The organism is Streptomyces sirii, assembly GCF_045690365.1.
In the GTDB taxonomy this organism is placed as follows: Bacteria; Actinomycetota; Actinomycetes; order Streptomycetales; family Streptomycetaceae; genus Streptomyces; species Streptomyces sirii.
Map to the genome: position 1 here is coordinate 3,513,237 of NZ_CP147982.1, position 19,214 is coordinate 3,532,450.

Below are 19,214 nucleotides of genomic sequence, written 5' to 3' on the forward strand. Positions count from 1 at the left end.
CCGCCGATCGGGATCCCCGCGGGGTATCCGGCGTGCCTGTCGCGGTTTCCAACATGATTTCTGTCAGAGTGCTCTCCTGTTTGACTGATAGAAGTCGGAGAGGAAGACATGCGGAAGTCGATGGACCGCACCGGGCGCGGCGTGTGCGCGCTGGCTTCCTTGGCATTGTCGGCCGCCCCGGCTTCGGCGGCCGCGCCGACTCCCCGGGAATCCGTCCGCATTCCCTTCGCCGAACGGTTTCATGCGACCCAGCACGGCGGTATCGCACGCGCCGCCAACTCCGCGGTCACCTGCGGCGGGACGGACCGCCGGGCGGCGGCGGCCTGTGTGGCGGAACGGCAGGGCGGCGCCGGCGGCCACCACCGGCTGGCGTACGTCGACGTCGACGCCGACCGCGGCACCGCCAACTCCAGCGCCGCGGACCTGCGGCTCCCGGCCGGCTCCAAGGTCAGCTACGCCCGGCTGTACTGGGGCGGCAACCTTCGGGTCGGTGGGCGCAAGGCGGCCGAGGACAACGGCCGGGTGCTGATCGCCGGGCCCGGCGGCCGCTACCAGGAGGTACGCGCCGACTCGGTGACCGGCCGCCGCACCGCCCTCGCCGCCGCCGACGGCTTCCAGGCGTCCGCGGACGTCACCGAGCTGGTGCGCAGAAGCGGTCCGGGCGGCTACACGGTGGGCCGGATCAACGTCGCGACCGGCCGGTCGACGGCCGGTGCCTGGGGCGGCTGGACGCTGGTGGCCGCGTACGAGAACCCGCGGCTGCCGCTGCGCAGCCTCGCGCTGTGGGACGGCTTCGAGCCGCTGGGCGCGGGGCGCCGCACGCTGTCGGTGCGGCCGGCGGGGCTGCGGATCCCGGCGAACGCGAGCGGCCGGCTGGGGGCGGTGGCCTACGGCGCGAAGCGGGGCGTGGGAGCCGACGGGCTCACCGTCCAAAACGGCCGGCGCCGCCCGCACGCGCTACGGGACACCGCCAACCCGGCGAATGATGTGATGAATTCGACCATCACTGATTTCGGCCGGGAGGCCGCCCGGAAACCGGCCTACCGCAATACCTTCGGAATCGATTCCGATGTATTCGACCTGAAGCCCGCGCTGCGGCCCGGCGGCGATCGGCTCACTTTCCGTTTCACCACTCGCGATCCCGGATATCTGCTCGGCGCGCTCTTCTTCCAGCTCGACGCCGGGCGCTGAGCCACGCGCCCCGGAATTGTCCGCAGAGACCGCCGAGAGACCCGCAGTCCGTAGAGAATCCGCTGAGAGTTCTGTCCGCTCGGAGTCAGGGGAGCAGTGCGTGCCGGCCCAAGACGTGCCGTGGCAGGAGCGGCCCGCGGTGCTCCATGTGTACCGCGGGCTCCCCGGTGTGCCGTACCCCAGGCGCGGGGGGCGGATCAGGCGATGACGACGGAGAGCGCCAACGCACCCCGCTCCGCCCCGGTCCGGCCCCCGTCGGCGGTCCCCCGCCCACCGGCCGCCGCGGTCGGTCCGCCGCGCGGGCCGGGGCGGGCGACCCTGCCGCCGCCCCGGCCCGGTCGCGGCGTACGGCGGCGCACCGTCGCCCCGCTGATCGCAGCCGACTGCCTGGCCGCCGCGGGCGCCGCGCTCCTCGTCCTCGGCCCCGGCCCCGGTGCGCCGCCGGCGCTGCCCGCCGCCATGCTGCTGGGACTGCTGCTGCTCCACGCCCGGGCCGGGCTCTACCGCCCCGGCCCCGCGCCGACCGCGCTGGGCGATCTGCCGGCGCTGCTGGGCCGGGGCGCCGTCTGCTGGTGCGCGACGGCCGCGGTGCTCGCCGCCGTACGCCCCGACCGGGCGCTGTCGCCCGTACTGCTGGTGCTCGCCGTGTCCGCGCACGGTGTGCTGGTGTGCGGCGGCCGGGCCGCGGTCTACCGGGCGCACCGCAACCTCGCCCGCCGCCGGCCGCGCGCCACGCTCATCGTCGGCACCGACCCGGCCGCCCGGCAACTGGCCGCGGTGCTCGCCGCCCACCCCGAGTACGGGATGCGCCCGGTGGGCGTGGTCGATCCGGCTCAGCGACCGCCCGGCCCGCCCGAGGCCGCCGCGAGCCGTTCCGCGCTGCCGCGGCTCGGCTCGCCCCAGGACATCGCCCGGGCCGTCATCCAGCACACCGTGCGGGACGCGGTGTTCACCCTGCCGCCGTACGCCGATCCGCACACCGCCGCGCTGCTGCGCAGCTTCGTCGACCAGGGGTCGGCGATCTGGCTGGCCGGCGCCGCGGCCGCCCGCGAGGGCCACCCGCCCCACCCGGAGACCGACCATCTGTGGGGCTTCGCCTGCCGGCCGCTGGACACCGCCCCGCCCCGGTACGGCAGTTGGGGCAAGCGGGCGCTGGACCTCGCGCTGGCCGGGCCGGCGCTGGCGGCCCTGGCACCGGTGCTGCTGGGCTGCGCGCTGGCGCTGCGGCTCGCCGACGGGCCCGGCGTACTCCTCCGGCAGGAGTGCACCGGCCGCGGCGGCGGCACCTTCGTCCGGCTGACGTTCCGCACCGTGCGCCGCGGCGACGGGCACGGGGCGATGGCGCCGCCGAGCGCGGCGGACGACGCCCCGGCGAGCCGGGTCGGGCGACTGCTGCGGCGCACCTCGCTGGACGCGCTGCCGCAGCTGTGGAACGTGCTGCGGGGCGAGATGAGCCTGGTCGGGCCGAGCCCGGAGTCGCCCTGCCGCGTCCGGCGGTTCACCCGGCACTGCCCGGAGTACGCCGCCCGGCACCGGATGCCGGCGGGCATCACCGGACTCGCCCGGGTGCACGGGCTCGGCCGGGACGCCTCGGCCGAGGACCGGGCCCGGTTCGACAACCTCTACATCGACAGCTGGTCGCTGTGGCAGGACCTCCGGATCCTGCTGCGCACCGCTGCCTCGCCGCTCCGGCCGGAGGGCGGATGAGCGCGGGCGCGGCGGCCGGCGGCCGGCTCCCGGCGCGGCCCACCGACGAGACCACCACCCCGGTCGCTACCCCCACTCCTGGAGGCACCCGGTGAAGGTTCTGCATGTCATCACCGGCCTCGACATGGGCGGCGCCGAGCAGCAGTTGCGGCTGCTGCTGCGCCGACTGCCCGCCCAGTGCGAGGTCGTCACCCTGACCGGTCCGGGACCGGTCGCCGACGGCATCGAGGCGGACGGCACCCCCGTCACCCACCTCGGCATGACCGGCGACCGCGATCTGACCGTGCTCCCCCGCCTGTCCGCACTGATCCGCGCCGGCGGCTACGACCTGGTGCACACCCACCTCTACCGGGCGTGTGTCTACGGCCGGATCGCCGCCCGGATGGCCGGAGTACGGGCCGTGGTCGCAACGGAGCACTCCCTGGGCGACGCGGTCATCGAGGGCCGCCGGCTGACCCGCGGCGTCCGCGCGCTCTACCGGGCCACCGAGCGGCTGGGCGCGGCGACGGTCGCCGTCTCGGACACGGTCGCCGCCCGGCTGCTGCGCTGGGGCGTGCCCGAGCGGCGGGTCCACGTGGTGCACAGCGGCATCGAAGCGCACCGCTTCGGCTTCGACCCGGCCGCCCGCGCCCTGGTCCGCACCCGCCTCGGGCTGCCGCTGGACGCCTTCGTGGTCGGCGGCGCCGGCCGGCTGGTGCCCGGCAAGCGGTTCGACGTCCTGGTCCGGGCGGTGACCCAACTCCCGGGCGTCCACCTGCTGCTGGCGGGCGAGGGACCGGAGCGGGAGACGCTGCGGCGGACGGCGGAGCAGTTCGGGTCGGGGGACCGCATTCACCTGCTGGGCGCCGTGGGTGACGCATCGGGCGTCTCGGCAGCGCCACCAGGCGCCGTGGGTGACGCATCGGGCGTCTCGGCAGCGCCACCAGGCGCCGTGGGTGACGCATCGGGCGTCTCGGCAGCGCCACCAGGCGCCGTGGGTGACGCATCGCGCGTCTCGGCAGCGCCACCAGGCGCCGTCCGTTACGCGGCCGGCGTCCAGGCGGCGTCGGCAGGCGCGGCGCCGCCAAGCGCCACACCCGGCTGCCGGCCGGACATCCCCGGTCTGCTCTCCGCCCTCGACGTCTTCGTCTCGCCGTCCCCGGACGAGGCGTTCGGGCTGGCCGTCGTGGAGGCGCTGGCGTCCGGGCTGCAGGTGCTCTACGGCAGCTGCCCGGCGGTCGAGGACCTGCCCGCGGACCAGGCGCCCGGCGCCCGGCGCTTCAGCCCCGGCGTGCACGAACTGGGGACCGCCCTGAGGGAGTTGCGGCGCAACGAACCGGGCCGGCTGCCGGTGCCGCCGGTGGTGCGGCGCTATGACATCGCGCGCAGCGCCGAGGCGCTGATGAGCGTGTACGAGCAGGCGGTGGCCACCGCCGCCCCGCCCCGGTGGCGCCGCCCCGTGCCGGCCCACCCCTCCGCGGTCGTCCCGCTGCCCGACGCGCCCCGGTCGCCGGCCCCGTCCCCGCTCTCGAACAGATAGGCGGCGTCATGGCGAGCCGTCCGCACCGATGAGTCCGCACCGATGACCAAGCGCAGGGAGCATCCATGTACGACCTCGTGGTGGTGGGCGCCGGCCCCTACGGACTCTCGATCGCCGCGCACGCGGCGGCGGCCGGGCTGCGGCTGCGGGTCCTGGGCATGCCGATGGCCTCGTGGCGCGCGCACATGCCCGACGGCATGCTGCTCAGGTCCGAGCCCTGGTCCTCCAGCCTCTCCGCCCCGTCCAACCGCCACAACCTGGCCGAGTACTGCGCGGTCCACGACCTGACCGCCGAGCATGGCGTCCCGCTGGCCCTGGACACCTACGTCGCCTACGGCAGGTGGTTCGGCGAGCGGGCGGTGCCGCAGGTCGAGGAGGTCGCCGTCACCGCCGTACGCCCCGACGGCGACGACGGCTTCCAGGTCGAGACGGAGACCGGCGAGCTGATCGCGGCCCGGACCGTCGCGCTCGCCGTCGGCATGGTGCCGTTCGCCCACCGCCCCTGGCCGCTGCTCGAACTGCCCCCGGAACTCGCCTCGCACAGCAGCGACCACCGCGATCTGCGCCGCTTCGCCGGCCGGGACGTCGCGGTGATCGGCGCCGGGCAGTCCGCGCTGGAGACCGCGGCCCTGCTGGCCGAACAGGGCGCCCGGCCCACGCTGGTGGCCCGCGCGGACCGACTGCACTGGCACGGCCCGCCGCAGCCGCTGGACCGCGGCCGGCTGCGCGCGCTGCGCGCCCCGCACTCCGGGCTCGGCGCCGGCTGGCCCAACTGGGTGTGGTCGCAGCTCCCATGGGCGGTGCGCCGGCTGCCCGCGGCGACCCGGGTCCGGATCGCCGAGACCGGGCCGGCCCCGGCCGGCGCCTGGTGGCTGCGGGGACGCTTCGAGCCCGCGGTGGCGGCCCGGCTCGGCCACCGGGTCCGGGCCGCGGTCCCGCACGGCGACGGGGTGCGGCTCCATCTCACCCATACGGATGGCGGCTCGGAGACCGTGGATGCCCACCATGTGGTGGCGGCGACCGGCTTCACCCCCGACCTGCGGCGGCTGCGGCTGCTGCACCCCCGGGTCCGCACCACCCTGCGGACCGTGGCCGGCAGCCGCGCGCCCGAGTTGAGCCCCGGCTTCGAATCGTCCTGGCCCGGGCTGTTCTTCGCGGGGCTGCTCAGCGCGCCGTCGTTCGGCCCGTCGATGCACGTCGTGCACGGGGCGGGCTTCACCGCGGCGCGGCTGCTGCGCGGCGTACAGCGCCGGCTGAACGACCGGCGGGGCGACCGGCGGGGCGCCACCACCATCCCGCGCCCGGCACGGGACGGCGCTCCGGCCGCCACGAGCGGCCCGGCATCGGAGGCGGCGGCCGGCGAGCCCGCGCACTGACCGGCCCCGCCGGGCACAGCGGCCCGGCCGCCACCGGCCCGGCGCTCACTGGCAGCGGTCGACGGCCTCGATCGTCCGCGCCGCCTCGCCGAGCGCCGCGCGCAGTACGGCCGGGTCGGTGGCGGCGGCGCCCGCGCCCTCCGGCGGCACCAGCCAGCCGGTGCCGGTCACCGGTGGCTCCGCCACGCCGCCCGGCGCGCCGGCCCGCCCGTAGGTCTGGGTGCACGCGCTGCCCGGCACGTCCCAGCCGTCGGCCGTGCCCGCGGGCACCAGGAAGCCGAGGGTGTCGCAGGTGCCGTCGTGCAGCACGGGGCCGACGCCGTCGCGCAGCCGGAGGATGTCGACGGCCTCCAACCCCTGCCGGGCGGGCACCGTGACGAGGTCACAGGGCTGGACCGGTACGGCGGCCATGCCGCCGGGGACGACCTGCTTGCGACGGCCCTGGGCCTGGCCCGCGGACCTGTTGCCGCCCCTGCTCACGCCGGTCTCCCACACGGAGAACCCCTCCTCCTGCACGCGCCGCACCCTTTACACCGAGTTCAACGGTCGGGCACGTCAACAGCTACGGCGGCGTAACGCTGCAAAGGATGGCAGTTCATGGCAGATCACGCGTGAGATATCCGATTTGTAGCCAAAGTGTGTGTATCGGAGCCAGGGCAGCCGGTACGGTCGTCCCGCCGCACCGCCAGGAGGCGGCAATCGCCACAAGATGGCACGGAGAGGGTCCGCCATGGCGTCGCCAGCAGCACGTTCAGCGTCGTCCCGCACCGTACCCGCTCGCCCGAACACCGCATTCCGGCAGCTGCGCGGCCGGCTGTCACCAGGCGAGTTCGCGGCGGCGGTCCGACGGGCCGCCCGTGAGATCGGTGAGCAGGTCTCGTGCGACGCCCGCTATGTGGGCCGCGTCGAGTCCGGGGAGATCCGGTGTCCGAACTACGCCTACGAGCGGGTGTTCCGGCACATGTTCCCCGGGCTGACGCTGCCCGACATGGGCTTCGCGCCGCGCGAGGCGGTACGCGGACGGGGGGCGCGTACCGCGGCGGTCAGCGCCGCGCCCCTGGCAACCGAACCCGACAACCGCGATACCTGTATCCAGATCCACGAGGAGAGCGACGTGCTGCGTCGCGCGTTCATCACCGGCGGCCCGGCGGCAGCCCTGGGCTTCGCCGCCCTGCACCCCATCGAAGCCGCTGCCGTCGCCGCGTCCGCCCATGTCCCGCCGCCGCGCAATCCGGTCGGCGGCCGGGCCGGCGCGGCCGAGGCCACCGCCGTCGAGCAGGCCGTACGCCGGATCCGGCTGCTGGACGACCGGCACGGCGCGGAGAGCATCTACCGCCGCGCCACCCAGCCGCTGCGCGCCGCCTACGAGTTGCTGGACGCAGGCGTCCAACACCGCTCGGTGTCCGACCGGCTGCACACCGGGGCGGGCGAACTCGCCATCACCGTCGGCTGGTTGGCGCACGACTCGGGCCGCTTCGACGATGCCCGCTCGCACTACGCCGAGGCGCTGGCCACCGCCCGGGTCTGCGGCGATGCCGCCCTGGAGGCGCACGCCTTCTGCAACACCGCCTTCCTCGCCCGGGACGCCGGCCGGCCGCGTGAGGCGGTGCGCGCCGCGCAGGCCGCGCAGCAGGCCGCCAAGCGGCTGTCCTCGCCGCGGCTGCTGTCGCTGCTGGCGCTGCGGGAGGCGGGCGGCTGGGCGGGGCTGGCCGACCGGGCCGGCTGCGAGCAGGCGCTGGCCACGGCGGAGCGGCTGTTCGCGAGCGGGTCGCGGGACGGCGACCCGGAGTGGATGACGTTCTACGGCGAGGCGGAGCTGGCGGGCCTGGAGGCGCAGTGCTGGTCGGCGCTGGGCGACGCGCAGCGCGCCGCGGAGTACGCGCAGCGCGCGGTGGCCCTGCAGGATCCGCACTTCACCCGCAATATCGCCCTGTTCACCGCGGAGCTGGCGGGCGACCTCGCCGACAGCGGTGCTCCCGAGGAGGCCGCCGCGGCCGGTACCCGGGTGCTGGCGCTGCTGGAGCAGGTCCACTCGGCCCGGATCCGTACGATGCTCGACCGCACGGCCCGTACGCTGCGGCCGCACCGCGGGATCGCGCCGGTCGCCGCGTTCCTGGAGCGGCACGCGGCCTCGGTCGCGGTCCCCTCGGGCGGCTGACCGGCGGCGGCGCGGCTCAGCCCAGGTGCCCGGTGTCGTTCCAGCGCTCGATCGCCGGCTCCCCGTAGGCCCAGCCGAGCACCGACAGGGACGTCGGCTCCAGCCGGATGCGGGCGGCGAAGGAGACGTCCAGGCCCAGCCAGCGGGCGCCCAGGACGCGCAGGATGTGGCCGTGCGCGAAGACCAGCACATCGCGGTCGGCCGACCGCGCCCAGTCGACGACCTCGTCCGCCCGCGCGGACACCTCGGCGAGCGTCTCGCCCTCGGGCACCCCGTCGCGCCAGATCAGCCAGCCCGGCCGCCCGGCCTTGATCTCGTGCGGGGTCAGGCCCTCGTACGCGCCGTAGTCGAACTCCATCAGCGCGTCCCACTCCTGCGCCCGGTCGCCGAAGCCGGCCAGCTCGCAGGTCTCCTTCGCGCGCACCAGGGGGCTGGTGCGGACCTCGACGCCCGGCAGGCCGCCCCAGGGGGCGTGGTGCAGCCGCTCGCCCAGGAGCTTGGCACCGCGCCGCCCCTCGTCCAGCAGCGGGATGTCCGTACGGCCGGTGTGCCTGCCGGAAACGGACCATTCGGTCTGCCCGTGCCTGGCCAGGAATATGCGCGCTGCCATGGTCGTACCTCTCGCCGATCGCTCGGCTGATCGTTGCTCGGTGCGGGCAACGTTGACCGCGGGACTCCCATTCTCGCGCACGGGGGCGTTTTGTCCGCGGGCGGGGAGGGGGCCGGTTCACGGACGGGGTGGGGACGGCTCACGGGCGGGGAGGGGGCCGGATCGCGGACGGGATCGGCCGGTGTCAGTGCGGGATGCGAGACTTCGGCGGGTGAACACCTTCCGCGACAGCCGACCCGCGTCGGCCGCCCCTGAGGCGGGGCGGCAGGCGCCGGCGCCGGGCCTGCGGCCAGGGACGCCCCCGCCCGGTGTGAGCCGGGCCAGGCTCACCGAACTCCGCGGCCCCGGCGTACGCCCCCGCTCGCTGGACGCCCGCGCGCTCGCCGCGCTGGCCGCCAACCCGGGCTGCCGGCGCCGCGCGCTGCTGGACGGCGCGGGCATCGACAAGGGCGCGCTGGCCCAGGCGCTGGGCTCGCCCGCGTCGTACGGCCAGTCCCAGTTCGCGCTCATCCGGGGCAACGCGTTCGAGGCCCGGGTGAAGGCCGACGGCGGCACGGAGCTGCTGCGGCTGCTGCACGAGCGGCTCGCGCCCGGCACCCCGCCGCCCGGGCCCGAGGAGATCGCCGCCCCCGATCTGTCCGCGGCCGGACCCGAGGGCCGGGCGGCGCGTACGGCGCTGGCCCTGCGCGAGGCGACCGCGGCCGGCGGCTGGGCGCTGCTGGACCACCCGATGCTGGTCCTCGACGTGGCCGGCTCTCCCGCCTATGTGGAGCCGGACGCGGTGGTGGTGCATCCGGACGGCGGCTGGACCGTCGTCGAGATCAAGTCATTCCCGATGATCGACGGTTCGGCCGACGCCGCCAAGGTGGGAGCGGCGGCCCGTCAGGCGGCGGTCTATGTGCTCGCCCTGGAGCAGGTCGCCGAGCATGCCGCCGCGCACACGGGCCGCGCGGTGCGGGTGCGCGACCGGGCGCTGCTGGTGTGCCCGAAGGACTTCTCCAATCTCCCCGCGGCCGCCGCCGTCGACGTCCGCAAGCAGCTGGCCACGACCCGGCGGCAGCTGGCCCGCCTCACCCGGGTCGAGGAGATCGCCGCGGCCCTGCCGGAGGGCACGACGTTCGACCTCCGGCTCACGGACGACGGCCGGACCCCGACCCGCCCGCCCGAGGAGCTGGCCGAGGCCGTCGAGGCGGTCGGCGCGGCCTACGCCCCCGAGTGCCTGGCCGCCTGCGAGCTGGCCTTCCACTGCCGCAAGCGGTCGCGCCAGGAGGGCGCGGTGGAGGCGCTGGGGCGCGGCGTACGGGGCGAGCTGGGCGGGCTGGGCACCGTCGAGGAGGTGCTGGCCGCAGCCGCCTCGACGGACGCCGACCAGGTGGACGACCCGGCGGTCCTCGCCCTGCGCCGGGCGGCCGCGCTGCGCGCCCAGGCGCTGGCCGCCGCGGCATCGCGGGCACCGGAGCCGGTATGTCGATGATCGAGACGCTGGCCCGGATGGAGGCGGTGGCGGCCGGCCGCGCCCAGCCGCGGTGCACGGTCCGCCACCGCCATCTGTCCGAACGTCCGCTGGTCCTCGTCCCGTTGACCACCGCGGGCGAGGCCGGCGCCCCGCTGGGCGCGCTGGTCGGCACGGACCGCGACAAGCCCGCGCTGCTGGTCGTCCCGCAGCCGCGCGACCGCGATCTGCGCTTCGCGTTCCTGGCCGAACTCGCCGACGCGATGCTGCCCTACGTGGACGGCTTCGCGGACGCCGTCGAGTGGGAGGAGCGCAAGGAGACCGACCCGGAGACCGGCAAGAAGGTCCCGGTGCAGGTCGAACTGTGCGCGGACGCACCGCAGTTGCTCGTGCCCAGCACCGCCGGCATCGACTACGTCCGGCTGCTGGGCCGTTCGATGCGCTTTAGGCGGACGGCCGAGCAGGAGCCGGAGGCACCGTATCCCGCGCCGCCGCACGTCCCGCTGCTGGGCCGCTGGCTGACGCACTTCGGCGAGCGGGCCAGGGTCCCCGGATCCGGCCTCCTGCAGTCCATGACCGGCCTGCTGACCCGCCATTGGGTGACCGGCCAGAGCGCGCTGGAGGACCAGCATCTGGGCGCGCTGCTCGCCTGGATCGACCCTCCCGGCGGACTGTCGGGCCGGGAGGCGGCCGAGCGTGCGGAGTCGGCGCGGGACGCGGACGGGCAGCTGCGGTGCCCGCCGGCCGGCCCCGCCACGGACCCGGCGTTCGACAACCGGCTGCTCGCCCCCGCGATGGCCCGTTACGACGCCGGGCTGCCCGGCGCCGAGGACGCGCTCCGGGACCTGGTGGCAAGCCAGTTGCGGCCGACCTGGGACGCCGTGTGGCACGGCGTCGACCTGCTGCGCGCGCTCCCGGAGGGCGCGCATGTCGCCGACCGCTTCAAGCGCGACCGCTGGTCGTACACGGCGCACCGCGACCGGGTGCGCGCCGGGGAGCCGCCGCAGCCCAAGCGGGACGACGCGGTCACCGCCGCGCAGAAGCTGTCCGCGCGGGAGACCGCGCAGGCCCAACTGGACGCCCAGGAGGCCCTGGACGACCCGCTGGTGATGGCGGGGCGCCGGCTGGCCGGCGAGGCGTTCGAGGGCACGGTCACGGACGTGGAGATGGCGATGTCCGAGGGCCGGCGCCCGATGCCGCGCCCGCTGGTCACGCTGGAGACGGCCGACCTCCCGCAGCTGTCCCGGGGCAGCAGGCTCCACCGCGCCCTGGCGGACGGAAAGACCCAGCCCGCCGAGTTCCTGGCGTACGCGGACGGCGAGCCGGGCAGGCTGGTGGTGCGGCTGACGGGCGGGATGGGGCGCGGCAAGACCCCCGAGCCCGGTTCCGTACCGGAGCCGGACGACGCGGTGTGCTGGACGCTGTTCGAACACGCCCCGCGCGGCGGCCCGGAGCTGCCGGACCCCGAGGACACGCCCTGGACGCACGGCGGCCCGCCGCCCGCCGCCGGGGACGCGCCGAACGAGACCCCCGACCCCGTGACCGCGGAGGATTTCCTGTGATGCGCGCCCGCTGCTGGACCGGCCCGGAGCACCCCGCCGTATGACGGCCCCCCAGGACCCGTCCGCCACCGCCCGATCCGCCTTCGACCCCGGCGCCGCGGCCGCCGCGGCCACCGACGCGATCCTGCACGACACGCTGCACGGCACCCGGCGCGGCGTGGTCGTCGACTCCCCTCCCGGCGCCGGGAAGTCCACCCTGGTGGTCCGCGCGGCCCGTGAACTGGCCGCCGCCGGGCGCCCGTTGATGGTCGTGGCGCAGACCAACGCCCAGGTGGACGACCTGGTCCTGCGGCTGGCCGACAAGGACCCCGAGCTGCCCGTCGGCCGGCTGCACAGCAGCGAGCCCGGCGCGTTCGACCCGGCGCTGGCCGAACTGCCGGCGGTCCGTACATCGGCGAAGGTCGCCGATCTGGCCGGGATGGACATCGTCGTCTCGACGGCCGCGAAGTGGGCCTACACCAAGGTCGCCGAGCCCTGGGGGCACGCGATCGTGGACGAGGCCTACCAGATGCGGTCGGACGCGCTGCTGGGCGTGGCCGGGCTCTTCGAGCGGGCGCTGTTCGTCGGCGACCCCGGGCAGCTGGACCCGTTCAGCGTCGTCGGCGCGGAGCAGTGGGCCGGGCTCTCCTACGACCCCTCGTCGAGCGCGGTCGCCACCCTCCTGGCCCACAACCCCGACCTGCCGCAGCACCGCCTGCCGGTCTCCTGGCGCCTGCCCGCCTCGGCGGCGCCGCTGGTCTCCGCCGCGTTCTACCCCTATACCCCGTTCCGCAGCGGCACCGGCCACGGCGACCGCCGGCTGGCGTTCGGCGTGCCGGGCGACGGCTCGGGCGTGGACCGCGTGCTGGACGAGGCCGCCGAGTCCGGCTGGGGCCTGCTGGAGCTCCCCGCCCGCCGTACGCCGCGCACGGACCCGGAGGCGGTCCGCGCGATGGCCCTGGTGGTGCGCCGGCTGCTGGACCGCGGCGGCGCGGCCACCAGCGAGCTCTCGCCCGATCCGGCGCCGCTCACGGCGGACCGGATCGCGGTCGGCACCGCCCACCGCGACCAGGCCGCTGCGGTCCGCGCCGCGCTCGCCGGCCTGGGCGTCTCCGACGTCACGGTGGACACCGCCAACCGCCTCCAGGGCCGCGAATTCGACGTCACGGTCGTGCTCCACCCGCTCTCCGGCCGCCCCGACGCCACCGCCTTCCATCTGGAGGCCGGCCGGCTGTGCGTGCTCGCCTCCCGGCACCGCCACGCCTGCATCGTCGTCTGCCGCGCCGGCGTCACCGACCTCCTGGACGAGCACCCCTCGACCGAGCCGGTCAGCCTGGGCGTCGCGGTCAAGTTCCCGGACGGCTGGGAGGCCCACCACTCCGTCCTGGCGCATCTCAACGAACATCGCGTCGCCTGGCGCCCGTAGGGCGTGTCCCCGCGGGCGCACGGTTTTCGGCCCCCTTGCGCGGGGCGGGACAATGGAATGCGGCACACGATCTGGAGGTAGGTACATGTCCGAGCCGCGACCGGCTCCCGACCCACGTGGTACGGCGCCGGGACCCCGGCGCATGAGGCCCGCGCAACTGCTCTTCGAGCCCCCCGAGGCCGTCGCCGACCCCGAGCACTTCTTCGATCTGGAGTCGATGGAGGACCCGCGCGAGCTGCTCAGCCGCGCCACGGAGCTGACCCTGGCCTTCCGCGCCGCGGCCGACCGCGCCACGGAGTTCCAGGCGCTGGCCGCAGCCCAGCTGTCCGACCCCAGCAGGTTCGACCGGCTGCCGCTGGCCGTGCTGGCCGAGCAGGCGGAGTGGACCGAGGACTACGCCCGGAAGATGGTCGAGTTCGGCCGCAGCCTGATGCGCAGCGGCAGCACCCTGCCGGGCGACATGGACTGAGCGACCCGGTCGCGCCGGACGGCGCGCACGCCCTGCCACCCCTCTGTGCGGCTCATGGTCCGTGACCATGAGCCGCTGGCATATGCGAGGGGGGCAAGATACCCGGTCACGCACCGCCCTGTCCCGGTTTCCGCCAATCAGCCAAGACCGTACGCGCCGTATCGGTAGACCTGTCCCCATGAGTGAGCGCAGGGAGCGAATCATGACAAGGTGCGCGCGTCGCGAATCCGAGGCCGAGCGAAGCGAGGTTTCGGCATGAGCGACTGGCTGCCCGAGACTCCCCGCACCCTGGACTTCCCGACCACCTCATACGTCACGCTCGCGGGCGCCGAATGGCTCGCGTCCGCCAGCCCTCATCCGGACGAGATGCACGCACTGTGGGCGCTGCAGCCGACCGCGCCCAGCGCGCTGCCGTGCGGCACCGCCTTCGACGTGATCAACGCCCCGGCGCTCTTCGGGCGGCGCATGGTGGACCGCTTATGGTCCGACGGCCCCGGCTCGGGGCCGGTCGCCGTGCACCGCGGCCGGATCCTGCTCTTCGCCGCGCCCGGCACGGCCCAGCGGCTGCCCGCCCTGCTCGTCTGGGAGGAGTGGTCCGCCGCCGTCCCGCCGCTGCTCTGCCACGGCAGCGGCGACGCGGTGACCATCCCGCCGCTGCACCCCCGCTCCGACCCGGCCGACGTCCTGGAGGACCCCGTCGGCCCCGCGGCCTCCCGCTGGCTGGTCGCCCCCGGCACCCGCACCCCCTGGCTCCCCGGGCCCGACGTCCTGCTGTGGGCCTGCGTCCGCGCCGCGCGCGGGGTGGCCGGGGCGGAGCGGGAAGCCGCAGCTCAGCACCCTGTTTCGGCGCTGATGCCGGGCTGAGGGAAACCGATTTTCGTCCTCCCCGACCAGGATGCTAATGTTTTCCCCGTCAGCAGGCGCCGCTAGCTCAGTTGGTTAGAGCAGCTGACTCTTAATCAGCGGGTCCGGGGTTCGAGTCCCTGGCGGCGCACAGACAGTCGAAGGCCCTCACTCCGGTGGGGGCCTTCGTCGTGTGCGCCCGCGCCCGTCCGGCGTGCCGCCGCTCGCGCGCCGCCGCTGGCGCGCGCCTCAGCCGCGGCCGATCTTGACCGCCCAGTCCCCGTCACTCGACCGCCCGGCGACCTGGATACGCACACCGTCCTCGGAGGCGTCCATGCTCTCCCCCACGCCCAGCGGCGCGTCCGCGAGCGGCGGGTAGACGGACGTGCCCCAGCAGGCGGAGGTGCCGGGGTGCCCGTCGAGGACCTGTACGGGCCCCGCCCCGGAGGGGGTCTCGCTGCGTACGCGGTAGACCAGGACGCCCTCGGTGCACACACCGCGGTCGTTGCCCATGGCACCGCGTGCCTCGATCACCAGCGCGCTGTCCTCCCCCGTACGGACCACCAGCAGCCGCGGCCGGCGCTGGCTGCGGGGCTCCCTGGGGGCGGACAGGGTGCGGAGCGAATGCATGGTGGGGCCGGTGAGGTCGGCGCAGTCGACCTGGTTGTCGGCGATCCAGCCGAGCTTCCACTTGTGCCAGGCGAAGGGGTCGGGCGCCAGCCCGAACTGGCTGCCCATGAGGTCCCAGTCACCCACATAGGTGTCCCAGTCACCCTTGCCGTCCCGCGGACGGTGGTAAAGGTCCGGCAGGTCGAAGACGTGACCGGTCTCGTGGGCGAGGACGTTGCGGTCCGGGGGGCTCTGCTCGAAGACGGTGACGAATCGGTGCAGGTCACGGTCGTCGGCATGCATCGGCTGGTCGAGATTGACGACCTTGGTGGCGTCCGAATCGACGCCGGGAGCGTCCGGATCGGCGACGAAATAGACCATGTCGTAGCGGCTGAAGTCCACCGACGGATCCGCGGCGGCGACCGCGTCGCGCAGATAGGACGCGCGCCGGGCGGCGTCCCAGTCGCGCCGTATCCCGTACGAGGCCGACGAGCGCGGCATCTTCACCCAGGCGGGGTGCACATCCGCGCGCAGCCGGAACTTCCCGTAGGAGGCGCGCGCGAAGAAGGCGGAGGTGGCGGGGAAGTAGTCGCGCGAGAGCGCCCGGGGGGCGGCGGCGGGCCGGGAGTCCGGGAAGGAGAGGTAGATCATCACGGCGCTGAGCGGGCGGTCCGGGCGCGTATAGGAGCCGTTCCAGCTGTCCACACCCTCGGAGTGGTGCGCGTCGCTGCGCCCCAGCGCGCAGGACAGCGCGGCCTCGGAGGCGGTGGCGGGGCCGGCGACGACGGAGGTGGCGATCAGCGCGCTCAGGGACGTGATGACGGCCGCGACGCGCCGTAGGCGGTGGTCCGCCCCGTCGGGCGTCAGGGCGCGCGGCACATATACCTCCAGGGACGGATTCGGAGACCTCATCTACCCTGTCGGGATTTAAGGCTATTCGTCCTGTTTCGGAGGCCCAGACGAGTGACCGGCGCGTCTCCGTCCCCCCGTAACGGAAAGTCACAAACGACCAAGGGGGCAATCGGTACGAACAGAGCCGGGCAGAAATGGCTGAAGTTCCGTCATGGGTACCGACGATCACGGCTGCGTCGCTGGATCGGCCGTTGTGCCAGCCTCTATGATCGCCACACTTTCCAGCGCGAGAAGCACCCTCCATACGAGACAAGCGCCATGCGGGAGCGAGCAGTGAGCGGACACCCCGACGGCCCGGGCCGCACACCGGGAGCGACACTGCCCTCAGTGACGGAACGTAACGGCACGACCAAAGAATCCGCCGACGCCCGGCACACCCCCACCGGCCGCTGCGACGACTCGGCGGCCTCACTCGGCGACTATCGCGCCGCCTTCCACGCCGGACGACTGGCGATGGCCGTCCTCAACCGCGACGGGCTGGTCCTCGCGGCCAACCCCGCCTTCGGCGAGTTGGTCGGCACCGACCCCGACCAGCTGGTCGCCGCCACCGCGGCGGACCTCACCGACCTCGGCGCCGACCCCCGGGTGTGGACCGCCTATCGCGAGGTGCTGTGCGGCCGCAGCGAACGGCTGCGCTGCACCCGCCGCCTCAAACACCCCGAGGGGCACTCGGTCTGGGTGGAGGTGACCGTCGAGCCGCTCACCCCGGAGCCGCTCAGCGGCGAGGAGCGGCTGCTGCTGTCGGTGGCGGACATCAGCGACCGGCACGATCTGCTGGCCCGTCTGCGGCATCTGCAGATGCACGACCCGGTGACCCGCCTGCCCAACCGCGCACTGTTCTTCGAGCGGCTCTCCGCGGCGCTGGAGACGGCGTCCTTCGAGCCGACCGGCACCGGCCGGATCGGGCTGTGCTACCTCGACCTGGACGGCTTCAAGGCCGTCAACGACACCCTGGGACACCGCGTCGGCGACCGGCTGCTGAGCGCGGTGGCACAGCGGCTGACGCGCTGCGCGCAGAGCGCCGTGGAGCGCGCGACGGGGCGCGGCGAGCATCTGGTGGCGCGGCTCGGCGGTGACGAGTTCGCTCTTTTGGTGGAGGACTCCACCGGCACCGACCAGCTGGCCGAGCTGGCCCAGTGCGTGCTCGACGCGCTGCAGCGCCCGTTCGACCTGGCCGGGCAGCGGCTGTCGGTGTCGGCGAGCATCGGCGTCGTGGAGCGGGCCGCCACCGGCACCACCGCGACCGGTCTGATGCAGGCCGCGGACACCACGCTGTACTGGGCCAAGGAGGACGGCAAGGCCCGCTGGACGCTCTTCGACCCGGAGCGCAACGCGCACCGGATGACGCGCCAGGCGCTCTCCAGCACGCTCCGCCCGGCCGTCGACCGCGGCGAGTTCACCCTGGAGTACCAACCGCTCGTCGGCCTCGGTGACGGCCGGGCGCAGGGCGTGGAGGCGCTGGTGCGCTGGCGGCATCCGCAGTTCGGGACGCTGTCGCCGAATCGGTTCATCGCGCTGGCGGAGGAGAACGGCGCGATCGTCGAGCTGGGCCGGTGGGTCCTGGAGCGGGCCTGCCATCAGGCGCGCGCCTGGCAGCTGGCGCACCCCGGCGGCCAGCCGCTGTTCGTCAGCGTCAATGTGGCCGTACGTCAGGTGTGGGACTCAGACCTGGTCGCGGACGTGGCCGGGATCCTCGCCGAGACCGGGCTGCCGCCGGAGCTGCTGCAGCTGGAGCTGACCGAGTCGGCGGTCATGGGCTCGGCCGGCCGGCCGCTCCAGGCCCTGCAGGCCCTGAGCGACATGGGCGTGCGCATCGCCATCGACGACTTCGGCACCGGCTACTCCAACCTCGCCTACCTCAGTCGCCTCCCGGTGTCCGTACTGAAGCTGGACGGCTCCTTCGTCCACGGCTTCCGCTCCCAGGAGCACCCCAATCCGGCGGACGAGATGATCGTCGAGGCGCTGGTGGCGCTGGCGCACCGGCTGGGCCTGACCGTCACCGCCGAGTGCGTGGAGAGCGCCGAGCAGGCCGAGCGCCTCCGGCGGATCGGCTGCGACACCGGCCAGGGCTGGCTGTACTCCCGGCCGGTGGCCCCGGAACGGGTGGCGGCGCTCTTCATCTAGGGCGGTACTCCGAGGGGGCTCCCCCATCCGAGGGACGCCTCCCCCGAGCCGTACGGCGTGGTGGCGGCCGGCGCGACGACCGACGGCCGCCACCACGCCATGGGCGGGGCTATATGCCGTAGGCGTCCGCGATCAGCTCGTACGAGCGCAGCCGCGCCGCGCCGCTGTGGACGTTGGCCGTGATCATCAGCTCGTCGGCGCCGGTGCGCTTGGCGAGGTCGTCCAGGCCCTGGCGGACCGCGTCGGGGGTGCCGTGGACGACGTTGCCGAGCCAGCTGTCGACGAAGCCGCGCTCCAACTCGTTGAAGCGGTGGGCCTCGGCCTCCTCCGGGCTGGGGACCAGGCCGGGGCGGCCGGTGCGCAGCCGGACCATGGCCAGGGCGCCGGTCATCACCTGCCGGCGGGCCTCGCGCTCCTCCTCGGCGGCCAGCGCCCCGACCCCGATCAGGGCGTACGGCTCGGCGAGCACCTCGGAGGGGCGGAAGGAGGCGCGGTAGAGGTCGAGCGCGGGGACGGTGTTGGCCGCGGAGAAGTGGTGCGCGAAGGCGAACGGCAGTCCGAGGGTGCCGGCGAGCCGGGCGCTGAAGCCGGAGGAGCCCAGCAGCCACACCGGCGGCCGGTGGGGCGACTGGACGCCGCCGGGCGAGGTGGCCTGGACCGGGCCGGGGACCGCGTGGATCTTGGCGTACGGGTGCCCGTCGGGGAAGGAACCGTCCAGGAAGCGGGTCAACTCGACCAGCTGCTGCGGGAATTCATCGGCTCCCTCGTGCAGCTGCTCGGTCCGGCGGAGCGCGGCGGCGGTGGCGCCGTCGGTGCCCGGAGCGCGGCCCAGGCCCAGGTCGATCCGGCCGGGAGCCATCGCCTCCAGGGTGCCGAACTGCTCGGCGATGACCAGCGGGGCGTGGTTGGGCAGCATCACACCGCCGGAGCCGAGCCGGATCCGGCGGGTGTGCGCGGCGAGGTGGGCGAGCAGCACGGCGGGCGAGGAGGAGGCGACGCCGGGCATGGAGTGGTGCTCGGCGACCCAGTAGCGGTGGAAGCCGCGGCGTTCGGCCGTACGGGCGAGGTCGACGGCGGTGCGCACCGCGCCGGATGCGGTGTTGCCCGCGCCCACCGTCACCAGGTCGAGCACCGACAGCGGGACCGGGGCGCTGCCCTGGGCACTGCCCCGTATCCCGTCTCCGGCGTCGTGGCCCGCCTCGCGGCCGGCCCGGGTCTCGTCGTCTACGCCGCTCACAGTGCGGGTCCTCCTCGCTTGGCGCTGGGTCTGCGAGGT

Annotated in this window: 15 protein-coding genes and 1 tRNA gene; 12 read left to right on the forward strand and 4 right to left on the reverse strand. The window is 75.1% G+C overall.

Annotated features, from left to right (window positions below; all coding sequences use genetic code 11):
* Nucleotides 1–108: 108 nt before the first annotated feature.
* The 4 genes from WAB15_RS15720 (at nucleotide 109) to WAB15_RS15735 (ending at nucleotide 5,793) form a co-directional block, all read left to right on the forward strand.
* On the forward strand, nucleotides 109–1,191 hold the full coding sequence (locus tag WAB15_RS15720) for a hypothetical protein (RefSeq protein ID WP_399146855.1): 1,083 nt from the start codon (nucleotides 109–111) through the stop codon (nucleotides 1,189–1,191).
* Nucleotides 1,192–1,395: 204 nt separating this feature from the next.
* Nucleotides 1,396–2,898 carry a sugar transferase gene (locus WAB15_RS15725; RefSeq protein WP_407286642.1) on the forward strand — a complete coding sequence of 501 codons (1,503 nt, stop codon included), beginning with the start codon at nucleotides 1,396–1,398 and terminating at the stop codon, nucleotides 2,896–2,898.
* Nucleotides 2,899–2,989: 91 nt separating this feature from the next.
* The gene (locus WAB15_RS15730) at nucleotides 2,990–4,417 is read left to right on the forward strand and encodes a glycosyltransferase (protein WP_407286643.1); all 1,428 of its coding nucleotides are present in this window, start codon (nucleotides 2,990–2,992) and stop codon (nucleotides 4,415–4,417) included.
* A gap of 65 nt (nucleotides 4,418–4,482) precedes the next feature.
* Nucleotides 4,483–5,793, forward strand: coding sequence for an NAD(P)-binding domain-containing protein (locus WAB15_RS15735; RefSeq protein ID WP_407286644.1), 1,311 nt, complete (start codon nucleotides 4,483–4,485; stop codon nucleotides 5,791–5,793).
* A gap of 45 nt (nucleotides 5,794–5,838) precedes the next feature.
* Here the strand turns inward: WAB15_RS15735 and WAB15_RS15740 are convergent, their stop codons facing one another.
* A complete protein-coding gene (locus WAB15_RS15740) occupies nucleotides 5,839–6,309 on the reverse strand; it encodes a hypothetical protein (protein ID WP_399146859.1) in 471 nt (156 codons plus the stop codon).
* A gap of 214 nt (nucleotides 6,310–6,523) precedes the next feature.
* Here WAB15_RS15740 and WAB15_RS15745 point away from each other — a divergent pair, with 214 nt between their 5' ends.
* The gene (locus tag WAB15_RS15745) at nucleotides 6,524–7,951 is read left to right on the forward strand and encodes a tetratricopeptide repeat protein (RefSeq protein ID WP_399146860.1); all 1,428 of its coding nucleotides are present in this window, start codon (nucleotides 6,524–6,526) and stop codon (nucleotides 7,949–7,951) included.
* 16 nt (nucleotides 7,952–7,967) lie between these two features.
* On the opposite strand, the gene WAB15_RS15750 is transcribed toward WAB15_RS15745, so the two are convergent.
* Nucleotides 7,968–8,561, reverse strand: coding sequence for a histidine phosphatase family protein (locus WAB15_RS15750; RefSeq protein WP_407286645.1), 594 nt, complete (start codon nucleotides 8,559–8,561; stop codon nucleotides 7,968–7,970).
* Between the two features lie 211 nt (nucleotides 8,562–8,772).
* On the opposite strand from WAB15_RS15750, the gene WAB15_RS15755 reads away from it, so the two are divergent.
* The 6 genes from WAB15_RS15755 (at nucleotide 8,773) to WAB15_RS15780 (ending at nucleotide 14,444) form a co-directional block, all read left to right on the forward strand.
* On the forward strand, nucleotides 8,773–10,035 hold the full coding sequence (locus WAB15_RS15755) for a hypothetical protein (protein ID WP_407286646.1): 1,263 nt from the start codon (nucleotides 8,773–8,775) through the stop codon (nucleotides 10,033–10,035).
* Nucleotides 10,026–11,576, forward strand: a complete 1,551-nt coding sequence (locus WAB15_RS15760; protein WP_407286647.1) for a hypothetical protein — start codon at nucleotides 10,026–10,028, stop codon at nucleotides 11,574–11,576. The genes WAB15_RS15755 and WAB15_RS15760 overlap by 10 nt, the downstream gene beginning before the upstream one ends.
* A gap of 40 nt (nucleotides 11,577–11,616) precedes the next feature.
* Nucleotides 11,617–12,981: an AAA domain-containing protein gene (locus tag WAB15_RS15765; RefSeq protein ID WP_407286648.1), complete on the forward strand. Its 1,365-nt coding sequence runs from the start codon at nucleotides 11,617–11,619 to the stop codon at nucleotides 12,979–12,981.
* 142 nt (nucleotides 12,982–13,123) lie between these two features.
* Complete coding sequence (locus tag WAB15_RS15770; protein WP_393486615.1) at nucleotides 13,124–13,450, forward strand: hypothetical protein; 327 nt, start codon at nucleotides 13,124–13,126, stop codon at nucleotides 13,448–13,450.
* 255 nt (nucleotides 13,451–13,705) lie between these two features.
* On the forward strand, nucleotides 13,706–14,314 hold the full coding sequence (locus WAB15_RS15775) for a bifunctional DNA primase/polymerase (protein WP_399146865.1): 609 nt from the start codon (nucleotides 13,706–13,708) through the stop codon (nucleotides 14,312–14,314).
* 56 nt (nucleotides 14,315–14,370) lie between these two features.
* Nucleotides 14,371–14,444 (forward strand) — tRNA-Lys (locus WAB15_RS15780).
* A 98-nt stretch (nucleotides 14,445–14,542) separates the two neighbouring features.
* On the opposite strand, the gene WAB15_RS15785 is transcribed toward WAB15_RS15780, so the two are convergent.
* Nucleotides 14,543–15,781 carry a M6 family metalloprotease domain-containing protein gene (locus WAB15_RS15785; protein WP_407286649.1) on the reverse strand — a complete coding sequence of 413 codons (1,239 nt, stop codon included), beginning with the start codon at nucleotides 15,779–15,781 and terminating at the stop codon, nucleotides 14,543–14,545.
* A 360-nt stretch (nucleotides 15,782–16,141) separates the two neighbouring features.
* On the opposite strand from WAB15_RS15785, the gene WAB15_RS15790 reads away from it, so the two are divergent.
* Nucleotides 16,142–17,938, forward strand: a complete 1,797-nt coding sequence (locus WAB15_RS15790) for a putative bifunctional diguanylate cyclase/phosphodiesterase (protein WP_407286650.1) — start codon at nucleotides 16,142–16,144, stop codon at nucleotides 17,936–17,938.
* 109 nt (nucleotides 17,939–18,047) lie between these two features.
* Here WAB15_RS15790 and WAB15_RS15795 read toward each other — a convergent pair whose 3' ends face one another.
* Entirely contained in the window at nucleotides 18,048–19,175 is a 1,128-nt protein-coding gene (locus WAB15_RS15795) for an LLM class flavin-dependent oxidoreductase (protein WP_407286651.1), read from the reverse strand.
* Between the last annotated feature and the right edge of the window lie 39 nt (nucleotides 19,176–19,214).

Coding starts and splice junctions, on each gene's coding strand:
- WAB15_RS15720 (WP_399146855.1), top strand. CDS start 109: ATGCGGAAGTCGATGGACCGCACCGGGCGCGGCGTGTGCGCGCTGGCT.
- WAB15_RS15725 (WP_407286642.1), top strand. CDS start 1,396: ATGACGACGGAGAGCGCCAACGCACCCCGCTCCGCCCCGGTCCGGCCC.
- WAB15_RS15735 (WP_407286644.1), top strand. CDS start 4,483: ATGTACGACCTCGTGGTGGTGGGCGCCGGCCCCTACGGACTCTCGATC.
- WAB15_RS15745 (WP_399146860.1), top strand. CDS start 6,524: ATGGCGTCGCCAGCAGCACGTTCAGCGTCGTCCCGCACCGTACCCGCT.
- WAB15_RS15750 (WP_407286645.1), bottom strand. CDS start 8,561: ATGGCAGCGCGCATATTCCTGGCCAGGCACGGGCAGACCGAATGGTCC.
- WAB15_RS15760 (WP_407286647.1), top strand. CDS start 10,026: ATGTCGATGATCGAGACGCTGGCCCGGATGGAGGCGGTGGCGGCCGGC.
- WAB15_RS15765 (WP_407286648.1), top strand. CDS start 11,617: ATGACGGCCCCCCAGGACCCGTCCGCCACCGCCCGATCCGCCTTCGAC.
- WAB15_RS15770 (WP_393486615.1), top strand. CDS start 13,124: ATGAGGCCCGCGCAACTGCTCTTCGAGCCCCCCGAGGCCGTCGCCGAC.
- WAB15_RS15775 (WP_399146865.1), top strand. CDS start 13,706: ATGAGCGACTGGCTGCCCGAGACTCCCCGCACCCTGGACTTCCCGACC.